Annotated in this window: 18 protein-coding genes; 9 read left to right on the top strand and 9 right to left on the bottom strand. The window is 40.0% G+C overall.

Annotated elements, in window-relative coordinates:
* Position 1 precedes the first annotated feature (1 nt).
* From rplJ to IM797_RS27175, 5 genes are all read left to right on the top strand, one after another.
* Positions 2–523, top strand: a complete 522-nt coding sequence (gene rplJ / locus IM797_RS27195) for a 50S ribosomal protein L10 (RefSeq protein ID WP_194130381.1) — start codon at positions 2–4, stop codon at positions 521–523.
* Positions 524–586: 63 nt separating this feature from the next.
* A complete protein-coding gene (gene rplL / locus IM797_RS27190) occupies positions 587–961 on the top strand; it encodes a 50S ribosomal protein L7/L12 (RefSeq protein WP_173090973.1) in 375 nt (124 codons plus the stop codon).
* 154 nt (positions 962–1,115) lie between these two features.
* Entirely contained in the window at positions 1,116–4,919 is a 3,804-nt protein-coding gene (gene rpoB / locus IM797_RS27185; protein WP_194130380.1) for a DNA-directed RNA polymerase subunit beta, read from the top strand.
* A gap of 89 nt (positions 4,920–5,008) precedes the next feature.
* Positions 5,009–9,295 (top strand): DNA-directed RNA polymerase subunit beta', encoded by a 4,287-nt coding sequence (gene rpoC, locus IM797_RS27180; protein WP_194130379.1) that lies wholly within the window; start codon positions 5,009–5,011, stop codon positions 9,293–9,295.
* Positions 9,296–9,393: 98 nt separating this feature from the next.
* Positions 9,394–9,711, top strand: coding sequence for a DUF3467 domain-containing protein (locus tag IM797_RS27175; protein WP_194130378.1), 318 nt, complete (start codon positions 9,394–9,396; stop codon positions 9,709–9,711).
* Here the strand turns inward: IM797_RS27175 and miaA are convergent.
* Genes miaA through IM797_RS27140 form a run of 7 tightly spaced genes read right to left on the bottom strand, consistent with a single transcriptional unit; the run spans position 9,708 to position 16,386 of the window.
* A complete protein-coding gene (gene miaA, locus IM797_RS27170; RefSeq protein ID WP_370583130.1) occupies positions 9,708–10,616 on the bottom strand; it encodes a tRNA (adenosine(37)-N6)-dimethylallyltransferase MiaA in 909 nt (302 codons plus the stop codon). The genes IM797_RS27175 and miaA overlap by 4 nt on opposite strands.
* 8 nt (positions 10,617–10,624) lie before the next feature.
* Positions 10,625–11,278: a hypothetical protein gene (locus IM797_RS27165; protein ID WP_194130376.1), complete on the bottom strand. Its 654-nt coding sequence runs from the start codon at positions 11,276–11,278 to the stop codon at positions 10,625–10,627.
* Between the two features lie 58 nt (positions 11,279–11,336).
* On the bottom strand, positions 11,337–12,743 hold the full coding sequence (locus IM797_RS27160; protein ID WP_194130375.1) for a CCA tRNA nucleotidyltransferase: 1,407 nt from the start codon (positions 12,741–12,743) through the stop codon (positions 11,337–11,339).
* A gap of 26 nt (positions 12,744–12,769) precedes the next feature.
* Positions 12,770–13,336 carry an L-threonylcarbamoyladenylate synthase gene (locus IM797_RS27155; protein WP_194130374.1) on the bottom strand — a complete coding sequence of 189 codons (567 nt, stop codon included), beginning with the start codon at positions 13,334–13,336 and terminating at the stop codon, positions 12,770–12,772.
* A 28-nt stretch (positions 13,337–13,364) separates the two neighbouring features.
* Positions 13,365–14,411, bottom strand: coding sequence for a glycosyltransferase family 1 protein (locus IM797_RS27150; protein ID WP_194130373.1), 1,047 nt, complete (start codon positions 14,409–14,411; stop codon positions 13,365–13,367).
* A 10-nt stretch (positions 14,412–14,421) separates the two neighbouring features.
* Positions 14,422–15,561 (bottom strand): glycosyltransferase family 1 protein, encoded by a 1,140-nt coding sequence (locus tag IM797_RS27145; RefSeq protein ID WP_194130372.1) that lies wholly within the window; start codon positions 15,559–15,561, stop codon positions 14,422–14,424.
* Between the two features lie 6 nt (positions 15,562–15,567).
* Entirely contained in the window at positions 15,568–16,386 is an 819-nt protein-coding gene (locus tag IM797_RS27140; RefSeq protein WP_194130371.1) for a 2,3,4,5-tetrahydropyridine-2,6-dicarboxylate N-succinyltransferase, read from the bottom strand.
* A gap of 115 nt (positions 16,387–16,501) precedes the next feature.
* Here IM797_RS27140 and IM797_RS27135 point away from each other — a divergent pair, with 115 nt between their 5' ends.
* The gene (locus IM797_RS27135) at positions 16,502–16,909 is read left to right on the top strand and encodes an RNA-binding S4 domain-containing protein (protein ID WP_194130370.1); all 408 of its coding nucleotides are present in this window, start codon (positions 16,502–16,504) and stop codon (positions 16,907–16,909) included.
* Between the two features lie 9 nt (positions 16,910–16,918).
* On the opposite strand, the gene IM797_RS27130 is transcribed toward IM797_RS27135, so the two are convergent.
* Complete coding sequence (locus tag IM797_RS27130; RefSeq protein ID WP_228099163.1) at positions 16,919–17,404, bottom strand: nucleoside deaminase; 486 nt, start codon at positions 17,402–17,404, stop codon at positions 16,919–16,921.
* 65 nt (positions 17,405–17,469) lie between these two features.
* A complete protein-coding gene (locus tag IM797_RS27125; RefSeq protein ID WP_194130369.1) occupies positions 17,470–18,066 on the bottom strand; it encodes an OmpH family outer membrane protein in 597 nt (198 codons plus the stop codon).
* 254 nt (positions 18,067–18,320) lie between these two features.
* Between IM797_RS27125 and gyrB the strand changes: the two genes are divergently transcribed.
* From gyrB to IM797_RS27110, 3 genes are all read left to right on the top strand, one after another.
* Positions 18,321–20,279, top strand: a complete 1,959-nt coding sequence (gene gyrB / locus IM797_RS27120; protein ID WP_194130368.1) for a DNA topoisomerase (ATP-hydrolyzing) subunit B — start codon at positions 18,321–18,323, stop codon at positions 20,277–20,279.
* 291 nt (positions 20,280–20,570) lie between these two features.
* Complete coding sequence (locus tag IM797_RS28805) at positions 20,571–21,851, top strand: FecR family protein (RefSeq protein ID WP_194130367.1); 1,281 nt, start codon at positions 20,571–20,573, stop codon at positions 21,849–21,851.
* Positions 21,851–25,132 carry a SusC/RagA family TonB-linked outer membrane protein gene (locus tag IM797_RS27110; RefSeq protein ID WP_194130366.1) on the top strand — a complete coding sequence of 1,094 codons (3,282 nt, stop codon included), beginning with the start codon at positions 21,851–21,853 and terminating at the stop codon, positions 25,130–25,132. The genes IM797_RS28805 and IM797_RS27110 overlap by 1 nt, the downstream gene beginning before the upstream one ends.
* Positions 25,133–25,137: the final 5 nt, after the last annotated feature.

Genomic DNA, 25,137 nt, shown 5'->3' with positions numbered 1-25,137 from the left:
TATGAACAGAGAAGAAAAACACGAAGTCGTTTCGGCTCTTCAAGTGAAGATGCAGGAATACGGTAATTTTTACATTGCCGATACATCAAGCTTATCTGTTGAGAAAGTAAACAGCATCCGTCGTAAATGTTTCGAAAGCGGGATTGAAATGCAGGTAGCTAAAAATACTTTAATCAGAAAAGCGATTGAAGGATTAGAAGGTGATGCATCAGAGATCTTTGTTGCGCTTAAAGGCCAATCAGCATTATTATTCTCAACAGTAGGTAATGGTCCAGCTAAGCTGATCAAAGCCTTGAGAAAAGGAACTGATAAACCTCAGCTGAAAGCTGCTTATATCGATTCAACAGTATTTATTGGTGACAACCAATTGGATACTTTGGTAAGCTTGAAATCAAGAGAAGAGCTTATTGGAGACATCATTGGATTATTACAGTCACCAGCTAAAAACGTTATTTCGGCTTTACAGTCTGGCGGAAACAAAATTGCAGGAATTGTTAAAACTCTTCAAGAAAGAGAAGGTTAAGGGACACCTTATAAGTTCATATTAAATAATTATTTTTACGTAAATTTTTAAAAATCTATAAAAATGGCAGATTTAAAAGCGTTTGCTGAGCAATTGGTAAACTTAACAGTTAAAGAAGTTAACGAATTAGCTCAAATCTTAAAAGACGAGTATGGTATTGAACCAGCTGCTGCTGCAGTTGCTGTTGCAGGTCCTGCTGGTGATGCTGCTCCTGCAGCTGAAGAAAAATCTACTTTTGATGTAATATTGAAAGAAGCTGGTGGTTCTAAATTAGCAGTTGTTAAATTGGTAAAAGACTTAACTGGTTTAGGTTTGAAAGAAGCTAAAGACTTAGTTGACGGTGCACCAAAAGAATTAAAAGCTGGTGTTTCTAAAGACGAAGCTAATGCTTTGAAAACTCAATTAGAAGAAGCTGGAGCTGTAGTTGAAATTAAGTAATCGCTTAATTTTAATATAACTCTAAACGTAGACTCCGACTGTATAGTCGGAGTCTATACCTGTTTATAAACATTTCATTTAGTTTGGTTGATGAAAATGTTTAGCGGCAAACCAAACAAATAGTTTATTCTTAAACTAAATTAACTTTAGTCCATTGGCAAATAAAGTCGACCAAAGAGTAAATTTTGCACGTAGTAAGCATATCATAGATTACCCAGATTTTCTAGATGTGCAGTTGCAATCATTCAGAGAGTTTTTTCAGATCGAGACCACTTCAGACAACCGTCATACCGAGGGATTGTTTAAGGTATTCGCTGAAAATTTCCCAATCACTGATTCCAGAAACATTTTTGTTTTGGAATTCCTTGATTATTTTATTGATCCGCCACGTTATGATATACCAGAGTGTATTGACCGCGGGTTAACTTATAGTGTTCCATTAAAAGCGAAGCTGAAGCTTTCTTGTAATGATGCAGAGCATGAAGATTTTGAAACCATTATTCAAGATGTGTATTTAGGAACCATACCTTATATGACTCCTAAAGGTACATTTGTGATTAACGGTGCAGAACGTGTAATTGTTTCTCAGTTACACAGGTCTCCAGGCGTGTTCTTCGGTCAAAGCCGTCACACCAATGGTACTAAGTTATATTCTGCGCGTGTTATTCCTTTCAAAGGATCTTGGATCGAGTTTGCAACTGACGTAAATAACGTCATGTATGCTTATATCGATCGTAAGAAAAAATTCCCGGTTACCACCTTATTGCGTGCAATTGGTTACGATTCTGATAAAGACATCTTGGAATTATTTGATTTAGCTGATGAAGTAAAAGTTAGCAAATCAGGTTTAAAGAAATATATCGGCCGTAAGCTTGCTGCTAGAGTATTGAGAAAATGGGTTGAGGATTTTGTGGATGAAGATACTGGTGAGGTAGTTTCTATAGATCGTAATGAAGTGATCTTAGACAGGGATACTGTTTTAGAAGACGACCATATTGATATGATCATCGACGCTGGTGTTAAAACGATTATCTTGTCTAAAGATGATGGTGCCAGTCAGGCTGATTATACCATTATATATAATACTTTACAAAAAGATACTTCGAACTCTGAAAAAGAGGCTGTTGAAAACATCTATCGTGCTTTGCGTAATGCAGAACCACCTGATGAGGAAACTGCGAGAGGTATCATTGAGCGTTTGTTCTTCTCGGATAAACGTTATGATCTTGGTGATGTAGGTAGATACCGTATCAACCGTAAGTTGAAAATGGATACACCTGATCACGTAAAGGTATTGACAAAAGCAGATATCATCGCGATTGTTAAATATCTGATCAAACTGATCAACTCTAAAGAAGAAGTGGATGATATTGATCACTTGTCGAATCGTCGTGTTCGTACAGTAGGTGAGCAATTGTACGCTCAATTTGGTGTTGGTTTAGCACGTATGGCCCGTACCATCCGTGAGCGTATGAACATTCGTGACAATGAGGTTTTCACACCAACTGACTTGATTAATGCCCGTACTTTATCGTCGGTAATTAATTCATTCTTTGGAACAAACCAGTTGTCGCAATTTATGGATCAGACGAATCCTTTGGCAGAGATTACGCACAAGCGTCGTTTGTCAGCCTTAGGTCCAGGTGGTTTGTCACGTGAGCGTGCCGGTTTCGAGGTACGTGACGTTCACTATACCCACTATGGTCGTTTGTGTACCATTGAAACACCAGAGGGACCAAACATTGGTTTGATTTCATCTTTGTGTGTGCATGCGAAGATCAATAATTTAGGTTTCATTGAAACTCCATATAAAAAGGTAGAGAATGGCGTAGTTGCTGTTGACGAACCGGTTATCTATTTGTCTGCTGAAGATGAAGATGGTAAAACGATCGCACAGGCAAATGCTGCTTATGACGATCAAGGTAATTTCACCACTACACGTGTAAAAGCGCGTTATGAGGGTGACTTCCCGGTTATTGAGCCTGAGAAATTAGACTTAATGGACGTGGCGCCAAATCAGATTACCTCTATTGCTGCATCGTTGATTCCGTTCCTGGAGCATGATGATGCGAACAGGGCTTTGATGGGATCGAACATGCAACGTCAGGCCGTACCATTGTTACGTCCTGAAGCACCAATCGTTGGTACAGGTTTGGAAGGTCGCGTTGCACGTGACTCAAGAACATTGATCAATGCTGAAGGTGACGGTGTTGTAGAATATGTAGATGCTAACGAAATCACCATTAAATACGTAAGAAACGACGGCGATCGTTTGGTTTCTTTCGAAGGTGACAGCAAAACTTATAAATTAATCAAGTTCAAGAAAACCAACCAGAATACTTGTATCAACCTGAAGCCAATTGTTAAGAAAGGCCAGAAAGTTGTTAAAGGACAAGTACTTTGTGAAGGTTATGCTACTGAAAACGGTGAGCTGGCATTGGGAAGAAACTTAAAAGTTGCTTTCATGCCTTGGCAGGGATATAACTTTGAGGATGCGATCGTAATTAGCGAGCGTATTGTTCGTGAAGACATCTTTACTTCATTGCACATCGAAGAATTTGAATTGGAAGTACGTGATACCAAACGTGGGGAAGAGGAATTGACACCAGATATCCCTAACGTTTCGGAAGAAGCTACTAAAGATTTAGATGAAAACGGTATCATCCGTATCGGTGCTGAAGTTAAAGAAGGTGATATCCTGATTGGTAAGATTACGCCAAAAGGTGAATCTGATCCTTCACCGGAAGAGAAATTACTCCGTGCCATCTTTGGTGATAAAGCCGGTGATGTAAAAGATGCGTCTTTGAAAACTCCGCCTTCAATCAGAGGTGTGGTAATTGATACCAAATTGTTCTCTAGAGCTAAGAAAACTACCAAAGCGGAAGAAAAATCTGCGATCGAGAAGTTAGACAAGAGATACGATATTGCAACTACAAATCTGAAAAATGAATTGGTAGATAAATTGTTCCAGATTGTGAATGGTAAAACATCTCAGGGTGTATATAACGTTTACAAGGAATTGTTATTCCCTAAAGGAGCCAAATTCACTCAGAAAAGTTTATCTGATTTAGAATATGCACACATCAATCCATACAAATGGACTACTGATGATGACAAAAACGATCAGATCAAATTGTTGTTGCACAACTACGGTATTCGTGTAAACGAAGAGCTTGGTGCTTATAAACGCGATAAATTTGCAATCAGTGTAGGTGATGAGTTGCCTTCCGGTATTGTTCAAATGGCAAAAGTTTATGTAGCTAAGAAACGTAAATTAAAAGTAGGTGATAAGATGGCTGGTCGTCACGGTAATAAGGGTATTGTAGCCCGTATCGTTCGTGATGAAGATATGCCATTCCTTGATGACGGAACTCCTGTTGATATCGTGTTGAACCCACTGGGTGTACCTTCACGTATGAACCTGGGCCAGATCTATGAAACTGTATTGGCATGGGCCGGTAAAGAATTGGGTGTTAAATTTGCAACTCCAATTTTTGATGGTGCGAAACATGACGAGGTAGAAGACTGGATTGCTAAGGCTGGTGTTCCTGCTTCTGGAAGAACCTATTTACATAATGGTTTAACAGGTGAGAAATTTGATCAGCCAACAACTGTAGGTATTATCTATATGTTGAAACTAGGTCACATGGTTGATGATAAGATGCACGCCCGTTCAATCGGACCGTACTCATTGATTACTCAACAACCATTGGGTGGTAAAGCCCAGTTCGGTGGTCAGCGTTTTGGTGAGATGGAGGTTTGGGCATTGGAAGCATTTGGTGCGGCCAATATCCTGCAAGAAATCCTGACTGTTAAATCGGATGATGTGATCGGTAGAGCAAAAACCTATGAGGCGATTGTAAAAGGCGAGAACCTTCCTACTCCTGGTGTACCAGAATCGTTTAACGTATTGGTACATGAATTACGTGGATTAGGTTTAGATATTACGTTAGACTAATGTTGAAAGTTATTTGGTTGGGATGTGATGAAGCTTGTCTGAAAAGCATCCCGACTTTTTAAATTTTTCAACTTTCAAACAAAAGAACTATGTCTTACAAAAAGGATAATAAATTAAAAAGCAACTTCACCTCGATCACCATTAGCCTGGCGTCGCCAGAGGCTATTTTAGAGCGTTCTAGTGGAGAGGTGTTGAAACCTGAGACTATCAATTACCGTACTTACAAACCTGAACGTGATGGTTTGTTTTGCGAGCGTATTTTTGGTCCGGTAAAAGATTACGAATGTCATTGCGGTAAGTATAAACGTATCCGTTATAAAGGTATTGTTTGTGACCGTTGTGGTGTTGAAGTAACTGAGAAGAAAGTACGTAGAGAGCGTATGGGACACATCAATTTGGTGGTTCCTGTTGCGCATATCTGGTATTTCCGCTCATTGCCAAATAAAATCGGATACTTATTGGGATTGCCTACAAAGAGATTAGACCTGATCATTTACTACGAGCGTTATGTAGTAATTCAGCCTGGTTTTATGGCAGAAGAAGGTATTCAATATATGGATTTCTTAACTGAAGAGGAATATTTAGATATTCTGGATAAGTTGCCTAAAGAAAACCAATATTTGGATGATAAAGACCCTAATAAATTCATCGCCAAAATGGGTGCTGAAGCATTAGAGGATTTATTAAAACGTATTGATTTAGATACTTTATCATATAACCTGCGTCACCAGGCTGCAAACGAGACTTCTCAGCAACGTAAAAACGAAGCTTTGAAACGTTTACAGGTTGTTGAGGCTTTCCGTGGTTCAAGATCCCGCATTGAGAATAATCCAGAGTGGATGATCATCAAGATCGTTCCGGTTATTCCACCAGAATTGCGTCCTTTGGTACCATTGGAAGGTGGTCGTTTTGCGACTTCAGATTTGAACGATTTGTATCGTCGTGTGATTATCCGTAACAACCGTTTGAAACGTTTGATCGAGATCAAAGCTCCGGAAGTAATTTTACGTAACGAAAAACGTATGTTACAGGAAGCTGTAGATTCGTTATTTGATAACTCACGTAAAGTAAACGCAGTTAAGACTGAAGGTAACCGTGCTTTGAAATCCCTTTCTGATATTTTGAAAGGTAAACAAGGTCGTTTCCGTCAGAACTTATTGGGTAAACGTGTGGATTATTCTGCGCGTTCGGTAATTGTTGTAGGTCCGAACCTTAAATTACACGAATGTGGTTTACCTAAAGATATGGCTGCTGAGCTGTTCAAACCATTTATCATCCGTAAGATGATCGAAAGGGGTATCGTTAAAACTGTTAAATCTGCTAAAAAGATTGTAGACAGAAAAGATCCTTTGGTTTGGGACATTTTGGAGAATGTGCTGAAAGGTCACCCGGTATTGTTAAACCGTGCACCTACGCTACACAGATTGGGTATTCAATCTTTCCAACCTAAATTGGTTGAAGGAAAGGCTATCCAGTTGCACCCATTGGTATGTACGGCTTTTAACGCGGATTTTGACGGTGACCAGATGGCGGTGCATTTACCTTTAGGTCATGCTGCTATTTTGGAAGCCCAGGTATTGATGCTTGCTGCACATAACATTCTGAACCCTGCGAACGGTACGCCGATTACTGTACCTTCACAAGATATGGTTTTGGGTCTTTATTACATTACTAAAGGCCGCAGAACAGACGAAGGACGTGTAGTTAAAGGACAAGATTTCTCTTTCTACTCTCCGGAGGAAGTGATCATTGCTTACAATGAGAAACGTATCGACCTTCACGCTTTTATTAAAGTAAAAGTAAATGTGAAACTGGAAGATGGAACTATTGTTAACAAGTTAACTGAAACTACTGTTGGACGTGTATTGTTTAACCAAATGGTACCGGAAGAAGTAGGTTACATCAACGAATTGCTGACCAAAAAATCTTTAAGGGATATCATTGGTCATGTCGTTAAAATAACCGGAATGGCTCGTGCATCAAGATTCCTTGATGATATTAAAGAGTTAGGTTTCCAAATGGCATTCAGGGGAGGTTTATCATTTAATTTACAAGATGTAAACATTCCTGTTGAAAAACATGCTTTATTGGAGCAGGCTTCTGCAGAAGTTGATGAGGTAAGAAACAACTATAACATGGGTTTCATTACCAACAACGAACGTTACAACCAAATTATCGATATCTGGACGCGTATCAATAACCGTTTAACATCATTCGTGATGACTCAGTTATCGAGTGATAACCAGGGTTTCAACTCTGTTTACATGATGTTGGATTCTGGAGCCCGTGGTTCGAAAGAGCAGATTCGTCAGCTGTGCGGTATGCGTGGTTTGATGGCTAAGCCTCAGAAATCAGGTTCAGGTGGTGAGATTATTGAAAACCCGATTTTGTCTAACTTTAAAGAAGGACTGTCAGTATTGGAATACTTTATCTCTACTCACGGTGCTCGTAAAGGTTTGGCGGATACGGCCTTGAAAACAGCCGATGCTGGTTACCTGACACGTCGTTTACATGATGTGGCCCAGGATATGATCGTTAATTCTGAGGATTGCGGTACATTGAGAGGTATGTATACCACTGCATTGAAAGATAACGAGGATATCGTAGAGCCGTTGTATGACAGGTTATTAGGTCGTATTTCTCTTCACGATGTGTTCAATCCTTTAGATGGTCAACTGTTGGTTGCTGCCGGACAGGATATCGACGAAGACATTGCGAAAGCGATTGAAGAGTCTCCTTTAGAAGGTATTGAAATTCGTTCGGTATTGACCTGCGAAAATCAAAGAGGCGTTTGTGCTTTATGTTACGGACGTAACCTTGCTACTGGTAAACGTGTTCAAAAAGGTGAAGCTGTCGGTGTAATTGCTGCACAGTCAATCGGTGAGCCGGGTACACAGTTGACACTACGTACGTTCCACGTTGGGGGTACTGCATCGAACATCGCTGCAGAATCTCAGATTACGGCTAAATTTGATGGTATCATCGAATTTGAAAACGTTCGTACAGTTGAAACTAAAACAGAAGAAGGTTTAACCAATATCGTGTTGGGCCGTTCAGGTGAATTCAAAATTGTTGAGCCTGGTACTGGTAAAATCATCATGACCAATAACATCCCTTATGGATCATTCTTGTACGTTGAGGATGGTGCTAAAATCACTAAAGGAGATCGTATTTGTTCATGGGATCCATATAACGCGGTAATTATCTCTGAGTTTGCTGGTAAGATTGAATTTGATGCGATTGTAGAGGGTGTAACCTTCCGCGAAGAGTCAGACGAACAAACTGGTCACCGTGAGAAAGTAATTATCGATACACGTGATAAAACTAAAAACCCTTCAGTAAGAGTTGTAGATAAAAAAGGTGAACTGATCCGTGGATACAACATCCCGGTAGGTGCCCACATCGCAATTGATGAAGGTGATATGGTACAAACTGGACAGATCTTGGTTAAGATACCTCGTGCAACAGGAAAAACAAGGGATATTACGGGTGGTTTACCACGTGTAACGGAACTTTTCGAAGCACGTAACCCTTCTAACCCTGCTGTAGTAACAGAGATTGATGGTGTGGTAACTTTGGGTGGTGTGAAACGTGGTAACCGCGAGATCACTATTGAATCTAAAGATGGTGAAGTTAAAAAATACCTTGTTCCATTGTCTAAACACATCCTGGTTCAGGATAATGACTTTGTGAAAGCTGGTATGCCATTATCTGACGGTTCAATCTCTCCTGCAGATATCTTAGCGATTAAAGGTCCTGCGGCAGTACAAGAATACCTGGTTAACGGAATCCAGGAGGTTTATCGTTTACAAGGTGTAAAAATCAACGATAAACACTTCGAGGTAATCGTTCACCAGATGATGCAGAAAGTTCATATCGAGGATCCGGGAGATACCATTTTCTTAGAAAATAACTCTGTTGACCGTTGGGACTTTATGATTGAAAACGATGAGATCTACGACAAAAAAGTTGTTGAAGATGCTGGTGATTCAAACACAGTAAAACCTGGTCAGATCATTTCATTGCGTAAATTAAGAGACGAAAATTCTCAATTGAAACGTAAAGATTTGAAACAAATTGAAGTTCGTGACGCAAGACCTGCTACAGCGAGTTCAATTCTGCAAGGTATTACCCGTGCATCATTGGGTACTAAATCGTTTATCTCTGCAGCATCATTCCAGGAAACTACTAAAGTACTGAATGAAGCAGCCATTGCGGGTAAACGTGATAATATGCTTGGATTGAAAGAAAACGTTATTGTTGGACACTTAATTCCTTCAGGTACTGGTGTACGTGGATATGAGCGTATCATTGTTGGTTCTCAGGAAGAATACGATAAATTATTGGCTTCGAAACAAGAAGAAGTAGACGCATAATACTTTAAATATCTTTTTAAATCCTCCTGCTTTTAGTAGGGGGATTTTTTTTTGCCCCGTTTTGTAAAAGCAAGCGGTCTTTTATCTAAGTTTGTTATATGGAAGAACAACAACAACACGACAACCAATTAAATATTGAGCTTTCTGAGGAAATTGCAGAAGGGATATTCTCTAACCTGGCCATCATTACCCATTCCAATACAGAGTTTGTACTGGACTTTATCCGGGTAATGCCAGGTGTACCCAAAGCAAGGGTAAAATCAAGAATTATATTGACACCTGAGCATGCCAAAAGACTGGTGGCAGCGATGCAGGATAATGTTGATAAATACGAAGCAATAAACGGACGTATTAAAACCCAGGAAGAGCCTCCTGGCTTTCCAATGAACTTTGGCGGACCAGCTGCTCAGGCTTAACTGATTTGCTGCACGATATGATTGATGACGGCGTCCTGCTGATTTGGTTCAAACCAGGCGGTGCTGTCATCTCTCCTGAACCAGGTTAACTGTCTTTTTGCAAAGCGCCTGGTATTTTGCTTAATTTTTTCTACTGCTTCCGCCAGGGACAAATCTCCATCCAGATGAGCAAACAACTCTGAATAGCCTACCGTATTTAATGCGTTATAGTTTCTAAAGGCTTGTAATGACTTTACTTCTTCCAACAGGCCTGCACTCATCATTTGATCTACGCGTAGGTTTATACGCTCGTATAAAGCCGCACGATCCATATTTAAACCGATCTTGACAATCTTAAAAGGCCGGATCTTCTTGCTGTTGGTCAGATGGGCAGATAGCTTAGTGCCGGTTGACAGGAAAAATTCCAATCCCCTGATCATGCGCTGAGGATTGGCCTGATCCACTTTAGCATAATATTCAGGGTCATGTTCGGCCAGTTGGCTTTTAATGGCTTCAATGCCTTCGTTGGCCAGCTGTAGGTTGAGCTGTTCCCGAATGTTCATGTTTGTGTCTGGCAAAGCATCTAATCCCTTGCAAAGGGCGTCGATGTATAAGCCGGAGCCACCAACCATAATGAGTATCTGATGTGTTTTGAACAGGCTTTCGATCAGCAGTAAAGCCTGAGATTCAAAATCGCCTGTACTAAATAAGGTTTGCACACTATGGGAGTTGATGAAATGGTGTGGGGCAGCAGCCAATTCTTCTGTTGAAGGTTTGGCTGTGCCTATTTCCATTTCTTTAAAAAACTGCCTGGAATCTGCAGAGATAACCTCTGTGTCAAAATGTTGCGCCAGCTTAATGGCTAAGGCTGTTTTACCAATGGCCGTTGGGCCGACCACCACAATTAATGTTTTTTGCAATGCCATAGCCGGCATTAATAATCGTCTTTGCTATCGTATTCGTCTTCGTAGTTGTCATTGTCAGAGAACTCGTCTGCATCTTCGGTATCCTCCTCCTCATCAGTATCATCGGACTTTTCCTCTGCATTGATGCCTCTTCCGCCCATAGCCTCCAGTTCTTCGGTATCTTCCGGTACAAAATCCATCTCATTCAGGAAGTCGAATTCTGAAGAAACCGGGTTGGCTGAAACGGCCACTGCGCCAAAGTTGTTTTTATCAATAATTTTTGGTGCTTCACCGGTACTTTTAACCAGGAATGGATATTCAATACTTGGATCTGTCTCTAAAATAATTTTAATCAGCTCTACATGGAAGTCGAAGGGCCTGTCGAAATTATAGATGTAATAGAACTTCTGGTGCGGATCTTCAATAAAGTTACTCAGCTTGGATTTTTCCATTAAAGCAACGCCCCTGTCTATTTTACGTTGATTGGGTAAATAGGCAATTTCATCACCTTTAATCCAATTGTCTGTGCTTACAAAGAAAGATGAGGACTTCTCTGCAGAATATCCTGTAGATCTGTGCACCGCTTTATGTAAATCTTCAAATGTTTGGGTTGATTTAATATCTATTTCCCGTACTACTTCATCGAAATCTTCGAAACTTATTCTAAATCTATAAATTGCCATTGGAGCTTCTTTTCTCGGTATAAAATTAAAAAATAAAATATACTTTCTATAATTTGTATTAATGCTTTATAGGGGACAGGCCAAATTCCCTGCCTTTTTTGAGCATAAATTGTATGGCCTCTTCGTACGAATTGGTGATTTCACCTTCCAGAATTGCTTCCCGGATCGCATTTTTGATGAGGCCGACTTCTTTTCCGGCAGTTAAGCCAAAGGTTTGCATGATGTCGTCTCCTGAAACAGGGGGTTGCCAGTTTCTGATTTTATCACGTTCTTCAACATCCTTCAGTTTCTGCTTAACGAGTTCAAAGTTGTTGCGGTATTTCTTTACCTTATATTCATTTTTTGTAGTAACATCCGCATTGCACAACAGCATGAGGCTCTCTATATCTTCTCCGGCATCGAAGAGTAATCTCCTGACTGCCGAATCGGTTACAATTTCCTGCGCGAGGACAATAGGGCGGAGGTGAAGTTGCACCAGCTTTTGAACGTATTTCATTTTTTCGTTCAGGGGCAGTTTCAATTGTGCAAAGATTTTAGGAACCATTCGGGCACCTTTGTCTTCGTGTCCATGGAATGTCCAGCCATGTCCCTCTTCAAAACGTTTGGTAGCCGGTTTTGCAATGTCATGTAAAATTGCAGCCCAACGCAACCAAAGGTCGTTTGTGGTTTCACAAATGTTATCGAGCACTTGCAAGGTATGGTAAAAATTATCTTTATGCCCCTTTCCATTGATCACATCCACGCCATATAAGCCGGCCATTTGCGGAAAGACCAGATGTAACAGCCCGGTATCAAATAAGTATTTGAATCCGATGGATGGTACTTTGGAAAGAATGATTTTATTCAATTCATCAGTGATGCGTTCTTTGGAAACGATGCTGATGCGTTCTTTTTGTTTTCTGATGGCGTTTAGCGCCGGTTCATCTATACTGAAATTAAGCTGGGCTGCAAATCTAACAGCGCGCATCATGCGTAACGGATCATCAGAAAAGGTAAGTTCAGGATCTAACGGTGTTCTGATGAGTTTGTTTTTCAGATCTGTTAAGCCATCAAATGGATCAACCAGGTTGCCATAATTTTGCTCATTTAAGGAGATGGCCAAGGCATTGATGGTAAAATCCCTTCTGAGCTGATCGTCTTTTATGGTTCCGTTTTCCACAATTGGTTTGCGGGAATCTGAGCGGTAGGATTCTTTTCTTGCTCCTACAAATTCAATTTCAAGCTCTTTAAACTTGAGCATGGCTGTGCCAAAGTTTTTAAAGACGGCAACTTTACTTTTCAGTTGCGCTCCAACCAGTTCCGCAAACTCAATTCCATTTCCCAACACTACAATATCGATGTCTTTAGATGGTCTTTCTAAAAAAATATCGCGCACATAGCCACCGATGATATAAGCTTCGATGTGATGTTCATGCGCTATTTCAGCAAGGGTCTTAAAAACAGGGTGTTGTAAAAATTCTTTCATTTATGAGTTTGCAAAAGTAGTAAAACTTACTTTCTAATAAAGGAAAATTGCCCTCCCGGGGATAATTTCATAATGGTGGATGGCCTTTTATCCACTTTTAATTCCTGCTCCCAATCTACGATATGGTCGACAGCCGCTTTGATTTCATCCGCAATATCGTCAAAAAATCTTGGAGCTGGTTGTCCGGATAAGTTTGCGGAGGTAGAGGTGATCGGTTTACGGAAACGCTGGATCAGTTGTTCACAAAAATCGTGTTTTACAATCCGGACACCGATGCTTCCATCCGCATTGATGACATTTTTTGCCAGATTTTTTGCACCGGATAGGACCAGGGTCAGTGGCTGCTCTGTATATTCAATTAATTCATAAGCCACTTCGGGAATTTCAGTAACGTAACTTTGAAGTTTGGCATCTGAATCCAATAAAATAATCAGGCTCTTATCTTCAGCACGCCCTTTAATGGCATTTATTTTTGCCACTGCAGCTTCATTTGTCGCATCACATCCCAGGCCCCAGATGGTATCGGTAGGATATAAGATGACGCCGCCAGCTTTTAAAACTGCAAGCGCCTTGTCAATCTCTGTTCTTAGCATGGTGTAAAATTACAATTTTATATCAGTGTTATGCTTTTAAGCTTTTGTAAATCTGCCAGTAGGCTTCAGCACTTTTTTCCCAGGTAAACCGGGCCGCATGTGCTATGATTTCCGAAGTGGGTTTGGTCTGTTCATAATGGGCCATGCCTTTTGTAAATACCGCTTGCATATAAGCAGGCTCAAAATGTTCAAAATAATAAGCCAGATGACCACCAATTTCAGGTAATGAAGTTCTTGTTGACAGGAATACAGGTTTGCCAAAAGACATGGCTTCTATAACCGGGATGCCAAAACCTTCAGCAATAGAGGGGAATAAAAAAGCTTTGCAATGTTTGTAATAGAGGTATTTGTCTTCGTTGGAAACCGGGCCAATGATTTTTACCCGATTGGCGACACCATATTTTCCTGCTTCAGTTAAAATCTGTTGTTTATAATTTTCATCGGATTTGCCGGCAATAATCAGATCGTATGGATTGCCCTGCAATAGGGACACTAAAACATGAAAATTCTTTTTTGGAATTACTGTGCCCAATGAAAATAAAAATGGCTGCGCATGGGAAATCTGATCGTTTTTATAATTTGGGAAAGTCTGTAATACACAGCCATTGTATATTACGGACACTGGTTTGCCATGAGTATTCAGGTTTTCCAGGATGTCTTTTTTCGTAAATTCGGAAATGGCCACAATGTGATCTGTACGATCTACATTTTTTTGTACCTTTTTAAGGTACCGTTGCTGTTTTTCCAGGGATTCCTTTTCATACAAGAAGTTAAGGTCATGTATGGTCAGCACCCTTTTTATTTTCCGGTCTTTTGGCATATACCAGGAGGTCTGGTAGGTGGTGTGCCAGACATCGATCCCCTGATATCGGGGGAACAGGAATTTATGGAGGCTTTTTTGTTTCAGTCCTTCAATGTTTCCACTAAAGAATTTTTCATCCTCCTGACGCATATAAAAAGCAAGCTGGTCATTTGTAGCAGCAGTTTTTCGCAAGGCTTCACCCAGTTGCAAACAATACTCAAATAAACCAGTGTACGGATATTTCATCCGTTCTGCATCAAAAGCAATCTTCATTAATTTAATTTTATTGATGTATAAAATGTGTTGCGGAGCAAGTATTTTTATAGATATCCATCATTTGGCTGGTTACCAGTTTATTGTCAAATTTCTGTACATACTCCAGCCCATATTTACGCATTTTGTTTTGTAAATCAGCATCTGTAAGGATTTTATTGATGCAAGATGCCAGGTGTTCATGATCCATTGGTGCTACGTACAGGCTTTGCGGGCCACCGGCTTCCTCCAGGCAGGATCCTGTTGCTGCCACTACGGGAACGTTGGAATAAAGGGCTTCGATAATGGGTATACCAAAGCCTTCATATAATGAAGGGTAGCAGAAAACGGATGCCATTTGGTAAATGACAGGTAAATCATGAAAAGGAATGTTTTTTAAAAATACAATGCGATCGCCCAAACCCAGGCGTTCAATTGCGGTGATCACCAGTTTGGCATAGCTTGTTTTTTTTCCAACCACAACCAGCTTATATTCAGGATCAACGTCTTTTAAGGCCTGAACCAGGGTCAGTAGGTTTTTTCTGGATTCAATGGTGCCAACATTGAGAATGTATTTTAAGGGTAACTTATACTTTTTGCGCACCTGTTCTTTCAAGTTTTCATCAGCCAGCACTTTGAATGCGTCATCACAACTTTGATAAACAACTTCAATTTTGCCGGGATCTACCTGGTAAGCTGCGATGATGTCCTGTCGGGTTTGTTCGCTAATGGCAATAATCTTATCCGCATGCTTACAGGCATAGCGTATTTTTAAGTGATAGATCAACCGGTCAATCCGGCCAAAATATTGTGGGAACTTTAAAAAGATCAGATCATGAATGGTAACCAGTGTTGGTATGCCTGTATTTCGCATTCCGATTGGGATTTCATGGCTTAATCCATGAAAGAGATCAATTTTGTCGGTCAGCAATTGTTTTTTGATCCCTAAACTTCGCCAAAGTAACCCGGCTTTTGCAGGTAAAATGAAACGAATATTGTCACTGGCTTTTTTAAAGGATGTGATTTGCGGATTATCCTTTAATTTGGGCGTATAAACGAGATATTGGTTTTGAGGGAAATATTTTGCCAAATGTGCAATTAAGGAGCGGCTGTAATTTCCTAATCCAGTCAGGTTATTTGCTGCTCTTTTTCCATCAAAACCAATATTCATGATGTATTAAACGGCTACATTGTTTTCTCTTAAAGCATCGTTAAGAGAAGTTTTTTTATCTGTAGACTCTTTACGTTTTCCGATAATCAATGCGCAAGGAACATGGTATTCTCCTGCCGGGAATTTCTTTGCATAAGAACCTGGAATAACTACAGATCTCGCCGGAACGATACCTTTATATTCAACAGGAGTTGGCCCGGTTACATCAATAATTTTTGTTGAAGCGGTTAATACTACGTTTGCACCCAATACAGCTTCTTTTTCAACACGTACACCTTCCACAACAATTGCTCTGGAACCCAGGAAACAGTTGTCTTCGATAATTACCGGAGCTGCCTGGATTGGTTCTAAAACACCACCAATGCCCACACCGCCACTTAAATGGACGTGTTTACCAATCTGTGCACAGGAACCTACAGTAGCCCAGGTATCAACCATGGTACCTTCATCCACATACGCGCCTATATTTACATAAGAAGGCATCATAATTACACCTTTTGCTAAATAAGCACCATAACGGGCACTAGCACCAGGAACCACACGTACACCGATTTCTTTGTAATTGGTTTTCAATTTCATTTTATCATGGAAAACAAAAGGACCGGATTCCATTTCTTTCATCTGTCTGATTGGGAAATAAAGAATTACCGCTTTTTTGATCCATTCATTGATACCCCATGAGTTCAGTACCGGCTCTGCAACACGCAGTTCACCTTTGTCCAGTTGCATTACTACTGTTTCTATTGCTTCGCAATATTCACTATATTCTAATAAAGTTCTGTCTTCCCAAGCGGCTTCAATTAACTTTTTTAATTCTGCTATCATGATTGTTTGTTATTTTTTGACAAAATAAATGAATTTTATGTATTGAATGATCATTTCTCTGCATTTTCCACGATAAATCTTTTTAAATTGTTATAATGTCTATTTTTGCAGGGTTATGAGTGAAGCTGAAAAACTGAGGATAGATAAATATTTATGGGCCATAAGGTTATTTAAAACCAGAAGTCTGGCTACTGAGGCCTGTAAAGCCGGTCGTATCAAATTTAACGGGCAGAACCTGAAGCCTTCGGCGATTGTGAAACCCGGGGATGTTTACCAGGTATCTAAAGGCATTGAAAAGAAGGTGATTGAAGTGGTTGAACTGCTGTACAACCGGGTAGAGTCTAAAATCGCTGTAACGAAATATAAAGACATTACGCCCTTGGAGGAGACACATGCATTCAAATCGATGTTTCATGCGCCTGCGCTTAAGCGCGATCGGGGTGCGGGCAGGCCAACTAAAAAAGACCGTCGTGAAACAGACGATCTGATTGAGGGCTTATTTGATGATCAGGAAACGGAGTAGCTTGATCGGCTAATAGCTGATCCGCATTGCCGACTGGTCCCAAAGTTTGAATGCATTTAAGGCCTCGTCTCTCATCATTTGTTTGATCGGGAGTGTACGCTGGTTCATGGGTTTTTCCAGCTCGTCATAAATGAACTTGTCACTGAAGCCGATATTTTCGGCATCCTGCTTGGTATTGGCATAATAAATCGTATCAATTCTTGCCCAGTAAACAGCACTTAAACACATGGGGCAGGGTTCACAGCTGGTATAAATTACACAGCCAGTCAGGTCAAAAGTTTTCAATTTTTCGCAAGCCAGTCTGATGGCCGACACTTCTGCATGTGCTGTAGGATCATTTGTTGAAGTTACCTTGTTACCGCTCCCGGCAACAAGTACCCCATCTTTTACAATCACAGCGCCAAAAGGGCCGCCAATGCTTTCAAGTACATTTTGCTCGGATAGCTGGATTGCCATTTTCATCCATTTTTCGTGTTGTAGATCTGTCGTATTCATAGTTAATTTTGCTGCAAAAAAAATGCCCCGAATTACCGGAGCATTTCAATATTGTTGTTTTTTACTTATTTTTTGTCTGCTTTGTAAGCTTCGTTTAAGCCAACAATTACTTCGCTTGTTACATCTAAAGCTTCGTCGGCAAATAAAATGGCACTGTTTCCTTTAGAATAGGTAAGGACCATTTTGTAACCTTTTCCTTTTGCATAAGTTTTCAGGTACTGCGCAACTTTATCGTATAACTTTTCATTTTCAGTAGCTTGCTCATTTTGAAGGGCTGCGCCTGCATTTTGAGAATAAGCCTGTAACTCTTGTTGTTTACGACCAAGTCTTTCTTCAGTTGATGCGCGCTGATCTGCCGGAAGTGTATTTTGTTGTTGTTGATATTGAGCAACTTCACGTTGGAAAGCTTGTTGTTTTGCTGCAAGGTCTGTTTGAGCAGTTTTAGATTTAGCGTCCAGTTTTACTTTCAAATCTTTGAAGTACTGATATTTAGTCAATAAAGAATCAGAGTTTACATAAACGATTTTTTCTGAAGTAGAAACAGCTGCTGTTTCAGATTTTGCTGCCGGAGCGGTTTTATTGTCTTTGTTCTGACAAGAAGCCATAACTGAAACCAGGGCTACTGCTGTAGCAATGCTGCTTAGTTTTAATGTTGTTTTCATTTAATATATTGTTCTTTTATTTGTCAAATGTAGCGTTCATTGTTCTTTTAAGAGCCTTTTGGCGCCGATTTGAATCCCGTCTGCTTTCTTTTTTATCAAGAAATTTCAACAAATATAAAATTTCAAAATCAGTATCCTAAAGAACTCTGTTTTTTAGCGCAGATTTAGGTCATTTTTGATGAAATAGTTATCCACATTTGCCTTAAATTGAGCATAATTGGTTATTTTTGACTCTTATTGTTTTATAAAAAAATATGAGCGAAGAACAGGATCCAAAGTCAAATTATTCGGCCGATAATATACAGGTATTAGAAGGGTTAGAAGCGGTGCGTAAGCGTCCTTCCATGTATATCGGTGATACCGGAATCAAAGGTTTGCATCATTTGGTATATGAGGTAGTAGATAACTCGATTGATGAGGCATTGGCCGGACATGCCGATACCATATATGTAAATATATTAAAAGACAACTCTATCCGGGTTGAAGATAACGGTCGTGGTATTCCAACCGGGATCAATACAAAAGAGCAAAAATCGGCATTAGAAATTGTAATGACTGTATTGCACGCAGGTGGTAAATTTGACAAGGATACCTATAAAGTATCTGGTGGTTTACACGGTGTGGGGGTAAGTTGCGTTAACGCCTTGTCCACACATTTACGTGCCGAAGTACATAGAGAAGGAAAAATCTGGGTACAGGAATATAATATTGGTAAACCACTTTATGATGTTAAATCGATAGGTGATACCGATAAAAGGGGTACGATTGTAACCTTTACTCCGGATGCAACTATTTTTACACAGACTACCGAGTATCGTTATGATACTTTGGCGTCGAGATTAAGAGAACTTTCTTTCCTGAATAAAGGAATTAAGCTGACACTGACGGATGAGCGCGAACTGGATGAAGATGGCAATTTCTTAACAGAATTGTTTCACTCTGAGGGTGGTTTAAAGGAATTTGTTCAGTTTTTGGATGGCACCCGGCCTTCATTAATTCCTGAACCAATCTATGTAGAAGGGATTAAAAACGGAATTCCAGTTGAACTTGCTTTGCAATACAATGACAGTTATTCTGAGAATGTGCATTCTTATGTGAATAACATCAATACCCATGAAGGTGGAACACACATTGCAGGTTTCAGAAGAGGGTTAACCCGTACATTGAAAGCTTATGCTGATAAATCAGGATTGCTAAAAAATGTGAAATTTGAAATTACCGGAGATGACTTTAGGGAAGGTTTGACTGCTGTTGTTTCTGTAAAAGTACAGGAGCCACAGTTTGAAGGACAAACTAAAACCAAGTTGGGTAACTCGGAAGTAATGGGTGCGGTGGATATCGCTGTTGGTGAAGCATTGGGCATTTATCTGGAAGAATATCCAAAGGAAGCCCGTATGATCGTTAACAAGGTAATCCTTGCTGCAACTGCGCGTGCAGCGGCAAGGAAAGCACGTGAGATGGTACAACGGAAAAGTGTGATGGGAGGTTCAGGTTTACCAGGTAAACTGGCAGATTGTTCTGACAGTGATCCGGAAAAATGTGAAATCTACCTGGTGGAGGGTGACTCGGCTGGTGGTACAGCCAAACAAGGTCGTGACCGTAACTTCCAGGCCATTCTTCCATTAAAGGGTAAGATCCTGAACGTGGAGAAAGCGATGGAACATAAGATCTACGAAAATGAGGAGATTAAGAATATGTTTACTGCATTAGGCGTAAGTATTGGTACTCCTGAAGATGATAAAGCCTTAAACCTGACCAAACTCCGTTATCATAAAATTGTCATCATGACGGATGCGGATATTGATGGTTCGCACATTACCACATTAATTCTGACCTTCTTTTTCAGGTACATGAAAGCTTTGATTGAAGCAGGCTATGTTTACATTGCGGCGCCGCCATTGTACCAGGTTAAGAAAGGTAAGGATTTTGAATATTGCTGGAATGATCAGCAACGGGATGCTGCAGTACAACGCTTAAAAGGAGCTGGTAAAGAAGAAAGCGTACACATTCAACGTTATAAAGGTTTGGGTGAGATGAATGCTGAGCAGTTGTGGGATACCACTTTGAACCCGGCAACGCGTACATTAATGCAGGCTGGAATTGAAAATGCTGCAGAATGTGACCATACTTTCTCTATGCTAATGGGCGATGAGGTTGCACCAAGAAGAGAGTTTATTGAAAGAAATGCTAAATATGCTAAGATTGATGCTTAGTTAATCAATAGTTTAAAAAGCTATCTCCCAGGAGATAGCTTTTTTTGTGTCAGAACTTTTTTCCGAAATTTTGGCTCAAATGACAGACTATTTATTAAATTTATCTCAAACACGCTCATTTCATTTGTTTTGTACAAAATTGAATGATATTATTAACGCCCGAATTGCCAGTTGATCAATTGATTTTTAGTTGTCAGACGAGATGTGAATGAATGAGTTGGATACTTTTGAAAGAATGAACTTTAAATTGTTATAAAGCTGGAATCGATAAGATTATATTCACAACAACTGGTGGCTGATGCCTTAACCATTCTGCGTAAAGAGAAGCTGAAAAGCTTTTTTATTTACGACAGTGACCATGTTATTGGTGAAATTAACCATGAAGAACTGATGTTGTTTTTAGGTTACGGCGAAAATGCAGAAAGTATCTATACACATAAATTGAACTTCGATTTGGGAAGCGCGCTGGTCGCTATAGCCCGGATGCGGAGTCAGAACAAACCTATACCCCGGAAAAATACGATTTCTAAAAAACTGATCGTTACATTGGGTGCAGCGGCTATAATTTCCACTGTATTGGTTGGGTTGGCGCTAAATTTCTTTAAACCGCTGGATGCCTTACCTGAAATTCAAACCACTCAATTGAGTGGCTCTAATAAAGTGGTTTTGACTTTGTCAACCGGGGCGCAAATACCACTGAACCCTGCCAAATCGGGCATCAATCTAAGTGGTGGTTTTGTGAAATATAGCGATGGTGATGCCGTTGCAGATACAAAACGACTGACCGGGAACAGCGATGCTATTGGTAAAAATGAACAGGTTATGGTTGCGACTTCCAATGGAAGTACGTATCAACTGGTATTGCCTGACGGGACAAGGGTTTGGCTCAATGATGCCAGTACAATTAAATTTGCACCAGGTTTTGATGGTAAAAGTCCCAGACGTGTCGAGTTAACTGGTGAGGCATATTTTGAAGTAGCTAAGGTTAAAGGTAAATCAACCGAATCAAAAACAGGCTCTGGCGCTGTGCCATTTACCGTGTTTAGTGAGGGGCAAATTATTGAAGTACTGGGTACACATTTTAATGTGAATGCCTATCAAAATGAAGGGGATATCAAAACAACCTTACTTGAAGGGCAGATTGCGGTTACACCTGTTTCAAAAAAGAAAACATCAACACTTGATTTTATACCAACGGCTCCGATTGATGGATCAGCGGGCGAGTTTAAAGATGGTCAGCTGGTATTAGGCGCCACTAAATTGTTGAAACCGAATGAACAATCCATTTTGAATGGCTCGGCGGTTAGCGTGAAGCATGTGGATATCGATGAAAGTATAGCCTGGAAAAATGGAGAGTTTATTTTCCGGAATATGCCATTGGAAAAGGTTATGCATGTCATTACCCGTTGGTATGATGTGGACGTAATTTATAAAAATGGCAAAGGTAACGGCGCTCAGTTGGGTGGGATGATCTCGAAGTCGGCGAAAATCTCTGAGGTTTTGAAAACGCTTGAACTGATTGCCAATGTGCATTTTAAAATAGATGGGAGAAGGGTTACTGTAATACAATAATGCGTTTCAAAAAAGAAGTTTTTATCCTTATTTTTATATTGATAAGTGTGGGTCTTCGTGCCCAGACTGTAAATCTTGTGCGTAAAAACATCGCGCTTTTGCAGCTTTTTAAAGAAATTAAGTCGCAAACAGGCTACAGTGTAGTATGGAACGAGCAGGCCTTTACTGCCAATCAAAATCTGGATGTCTCTTTTCGAAATGCCGGATTAAAGCAGGTAATGGACTACCTGTCGGGTAAACTTCCGTTATTATATACCATTGAAAATAAAATGGTTATTGTAAAGGACCGGAAAAAAACTGAGGACAGTCTTCCAAATAAACCGCTTGATGCAGATAGTTTAAAAAATGACGATGTGGTAAAGGAATATGACCTTTATCAGGTTGATATTGTGAGCACGGGGTACCAGCAGACACCTAAAGATCAAAGTACAGGTAGTTTTATATTGGTTGACAATGCGCAGATCAAACGCAAGGTAGGTGGTGATCTGATTAGCCGGCTGGATGGGATAACCAGTGGTTTGTTGTTTAATAAAAATACAATTAGTACAGTTTTAGGGGGGCTTGATTTGTCGATCAGGGGTAGAAGTACCATTTACGCCAATGATCAGCCATTGATCATTTTGGATAATTTCCCTTTTAATGCCGGCTGGGATGCCTTAAACCCAAATGATGTGGCCAGTGTGACCGTATTGAAAGATGCTGCGTCAGCTGCAATCTGGGGAGTGAGGGCCGGAAATGGCGTCATTGTCATCACCACAAAAAAGGGTAAAAACAAAATGCCCCTGAATTTGAGTTTCAATAGTAACCTGACCTTATCCGGGAAGGCCGATGTGTTTTACAATCCCTATTATTTGTCTTCTTCGGATTATATTGATATTGAGACTTTCTTGTTCAACAATGGTAAATATAATGCCGCCCTGGCAGATCCGGTGAATCATAATGAGCTTTCACAGGTTGTCCGGTTGTTGGATAAACAAAAAAAAGGCTATTCTTCCTCAGAAACTGCCATCCAGTTGAATGCCCTGCGGGCTAAGGATTTTCGTGAGGAAGAACTGAAATATTATTATCAGAAACCAGTTTCACAGCAATATTTTCTGAATATGAGTGGTGGTACTACAAGATCCACGCATTACCTCTCGGTAGGATATGACCGTTCTTTATTGAGTCTGAGAAACAATGAGGACAACCGGATTACGGTCAATACGCATCATACCGTAAAAATCGGAAAGCATCTGGAGTTGACAGGTGGTTTATATTATGTTGGAAACATTGGGAAAATCGATAGTTCAATTTTCAGGACAATGAACGCCGATCCCTATTACCAGTTCAAAGATCAAAATGGCAAACCAACAGTTTTTAATTGGAGCCGCAGTGCTGAATTCCAAACCAAGGCACATTCGCAAGGTTTTTTGGATTGGACTTATGTTCCTCTGGATGAGCTGGACCGGAATATTTCAAGAGTCAACAATAACGATTACCGGGTGAATTTGGGCTTAAAATACACCATCATTGCGGGCCTGAATGCTGAAATTAAGTACCAAAATGAGCAAATCAAAAATATTGTTGAATCCATCAATGGCCAGGAGAGTTTTTTTACCCGGGATGTAATCAATCGATATTCCGAAGTACAAGGCGGGAAAGTCGTTGGTTATCATGTTCCACTTGGGGCGATACAAATTCAAAACGTTGACAGAATCAGATCGCAGAATTTTAGAGCTGAATTAAATTATCAAAAAAGCTGGGAAAAACATGAAGTAGATGCCATTGCGGGATATGAGCTTTCAGAATATGATACTCAAAAATACCGATATTGGAAATATGGTTATGATTCCAGGACAGGCCAATCCGTAGCGGTGGATACTTCAACTTTGTTTAATTTAAACCCATCGGGCAGAACGAATATTTCCACAGTAACTAATTTATATGGTAAATTAGATCGGATTCTTTCTTCTTTCGCTAAGGTCTCTTACACTTATGACAGTAAATATATGTTGTCTGGTAGTATGCGTACAGATGCTTCAAATTATTTTGGTGTAAAAACGAATCAGAAGTATGTGCCGTTGTGGTCTGCGGGGTTTTTATGGCATCTGGATCGGGAAGAATTTTATCGGCTGAAATGGCTTCCTGTTCTAAAAGTCAGGGCATCTTATGGTTTTAATGGAAATCTGGATAAAAAAAATACAGGAATCACCACGTTTGCTTACACTGGCTTACTTAGTACCAATACCAATTTGCCTTATGCAAACTTTGGAAATATTGGCAATCCGGAGTTGAGGTGGGAAACGATTGGTATTGCCAATTTTGGAATTGAATTTGGGCTTAAAGAACAGGTTCTTAGTGGTAAGATAGAATATTACCAAAAAAAAGGAACCGACATGATTGGAGATAAAGCTTTTCCATCGAATACGGGCATCAAGGCCCTTAAGGGCAATTATTCAGAAATGAAGTCGAGCGGCTTGGACATTTCCATTCATTCACAAAATTTATGGGGTAGGGTTAGCTGGCAAACTGATTTTCTATTCTCAATGTCTAAGGATAAAGTAACCAGGTATGATTATCTGCAAAGGGGTAATGATTATTACGTAGCTCAATATAGTATATGGCCCGTATTAAATAAACCTGTTTACGGGATTTACAGTTATAAATGGGCGGGATTAGACCCGTCAAATGGTGATCCAAGAGGCTTTTTTAATGGTGAGATCAGCAAAGATTACGGACGCATTATTACTGAAACAGGTGTTGGGGACTTAGAATATCATGGACCAGCCCGCCCTACCATTTTTGGAGCATTTAACAATACCATTTCAATCAAAAGATTTACCCTTGGTATCAATATCAGTTATAAGTTGGGGTATTATTTCAGAAAACCCTCAATAAATTATTACAATATGTATGAATCGGGATTAGGCCAAGACAGAAATATAGACTTTAGTCGACGCTGGCAAAATCCCGGAGATGAGATGACTACCACAGTTCCATCAATGGGAATATATGGGGCTGATGCAAACAGAGATCGATTCTACAATGGATCTTCCGCTACGGTGGCTAAAGGAGATCATATCCGCTTGCAGGATGTTAGTCTTAGTTACGATTGGAACCTTACCAACGGGAAAAAAATTCCATTCAAGCAAATTCAGTTGTATGTTTATGCCAATGAGCTTGGAATCCTGTGGAAAGCTAATAAATTTGGACTGGATCCCGATCTGGTTAATTTCAGATACTTAAGGTTGTCCAATCCCACAGCTAAAAGCATTTCTTTTGGCGTTAAAGCAAGTTATTAATTTGA

This window comes from Pedobacter sp. MC2016-24 (assembly GCF_015223055.1).
In the GTDB taxonomy this organism is placed as follows: Bacteria; Bacteroidota; Bacteroidia; order Sphingobacteriales; family Sphingobacteriaceae; genus Pedobacter.
The sequence above is the reverse complement of the archived record's forward strand: the minus strand, read 5'-3'. Positions and strand labels throughout refer to the sequence as shown.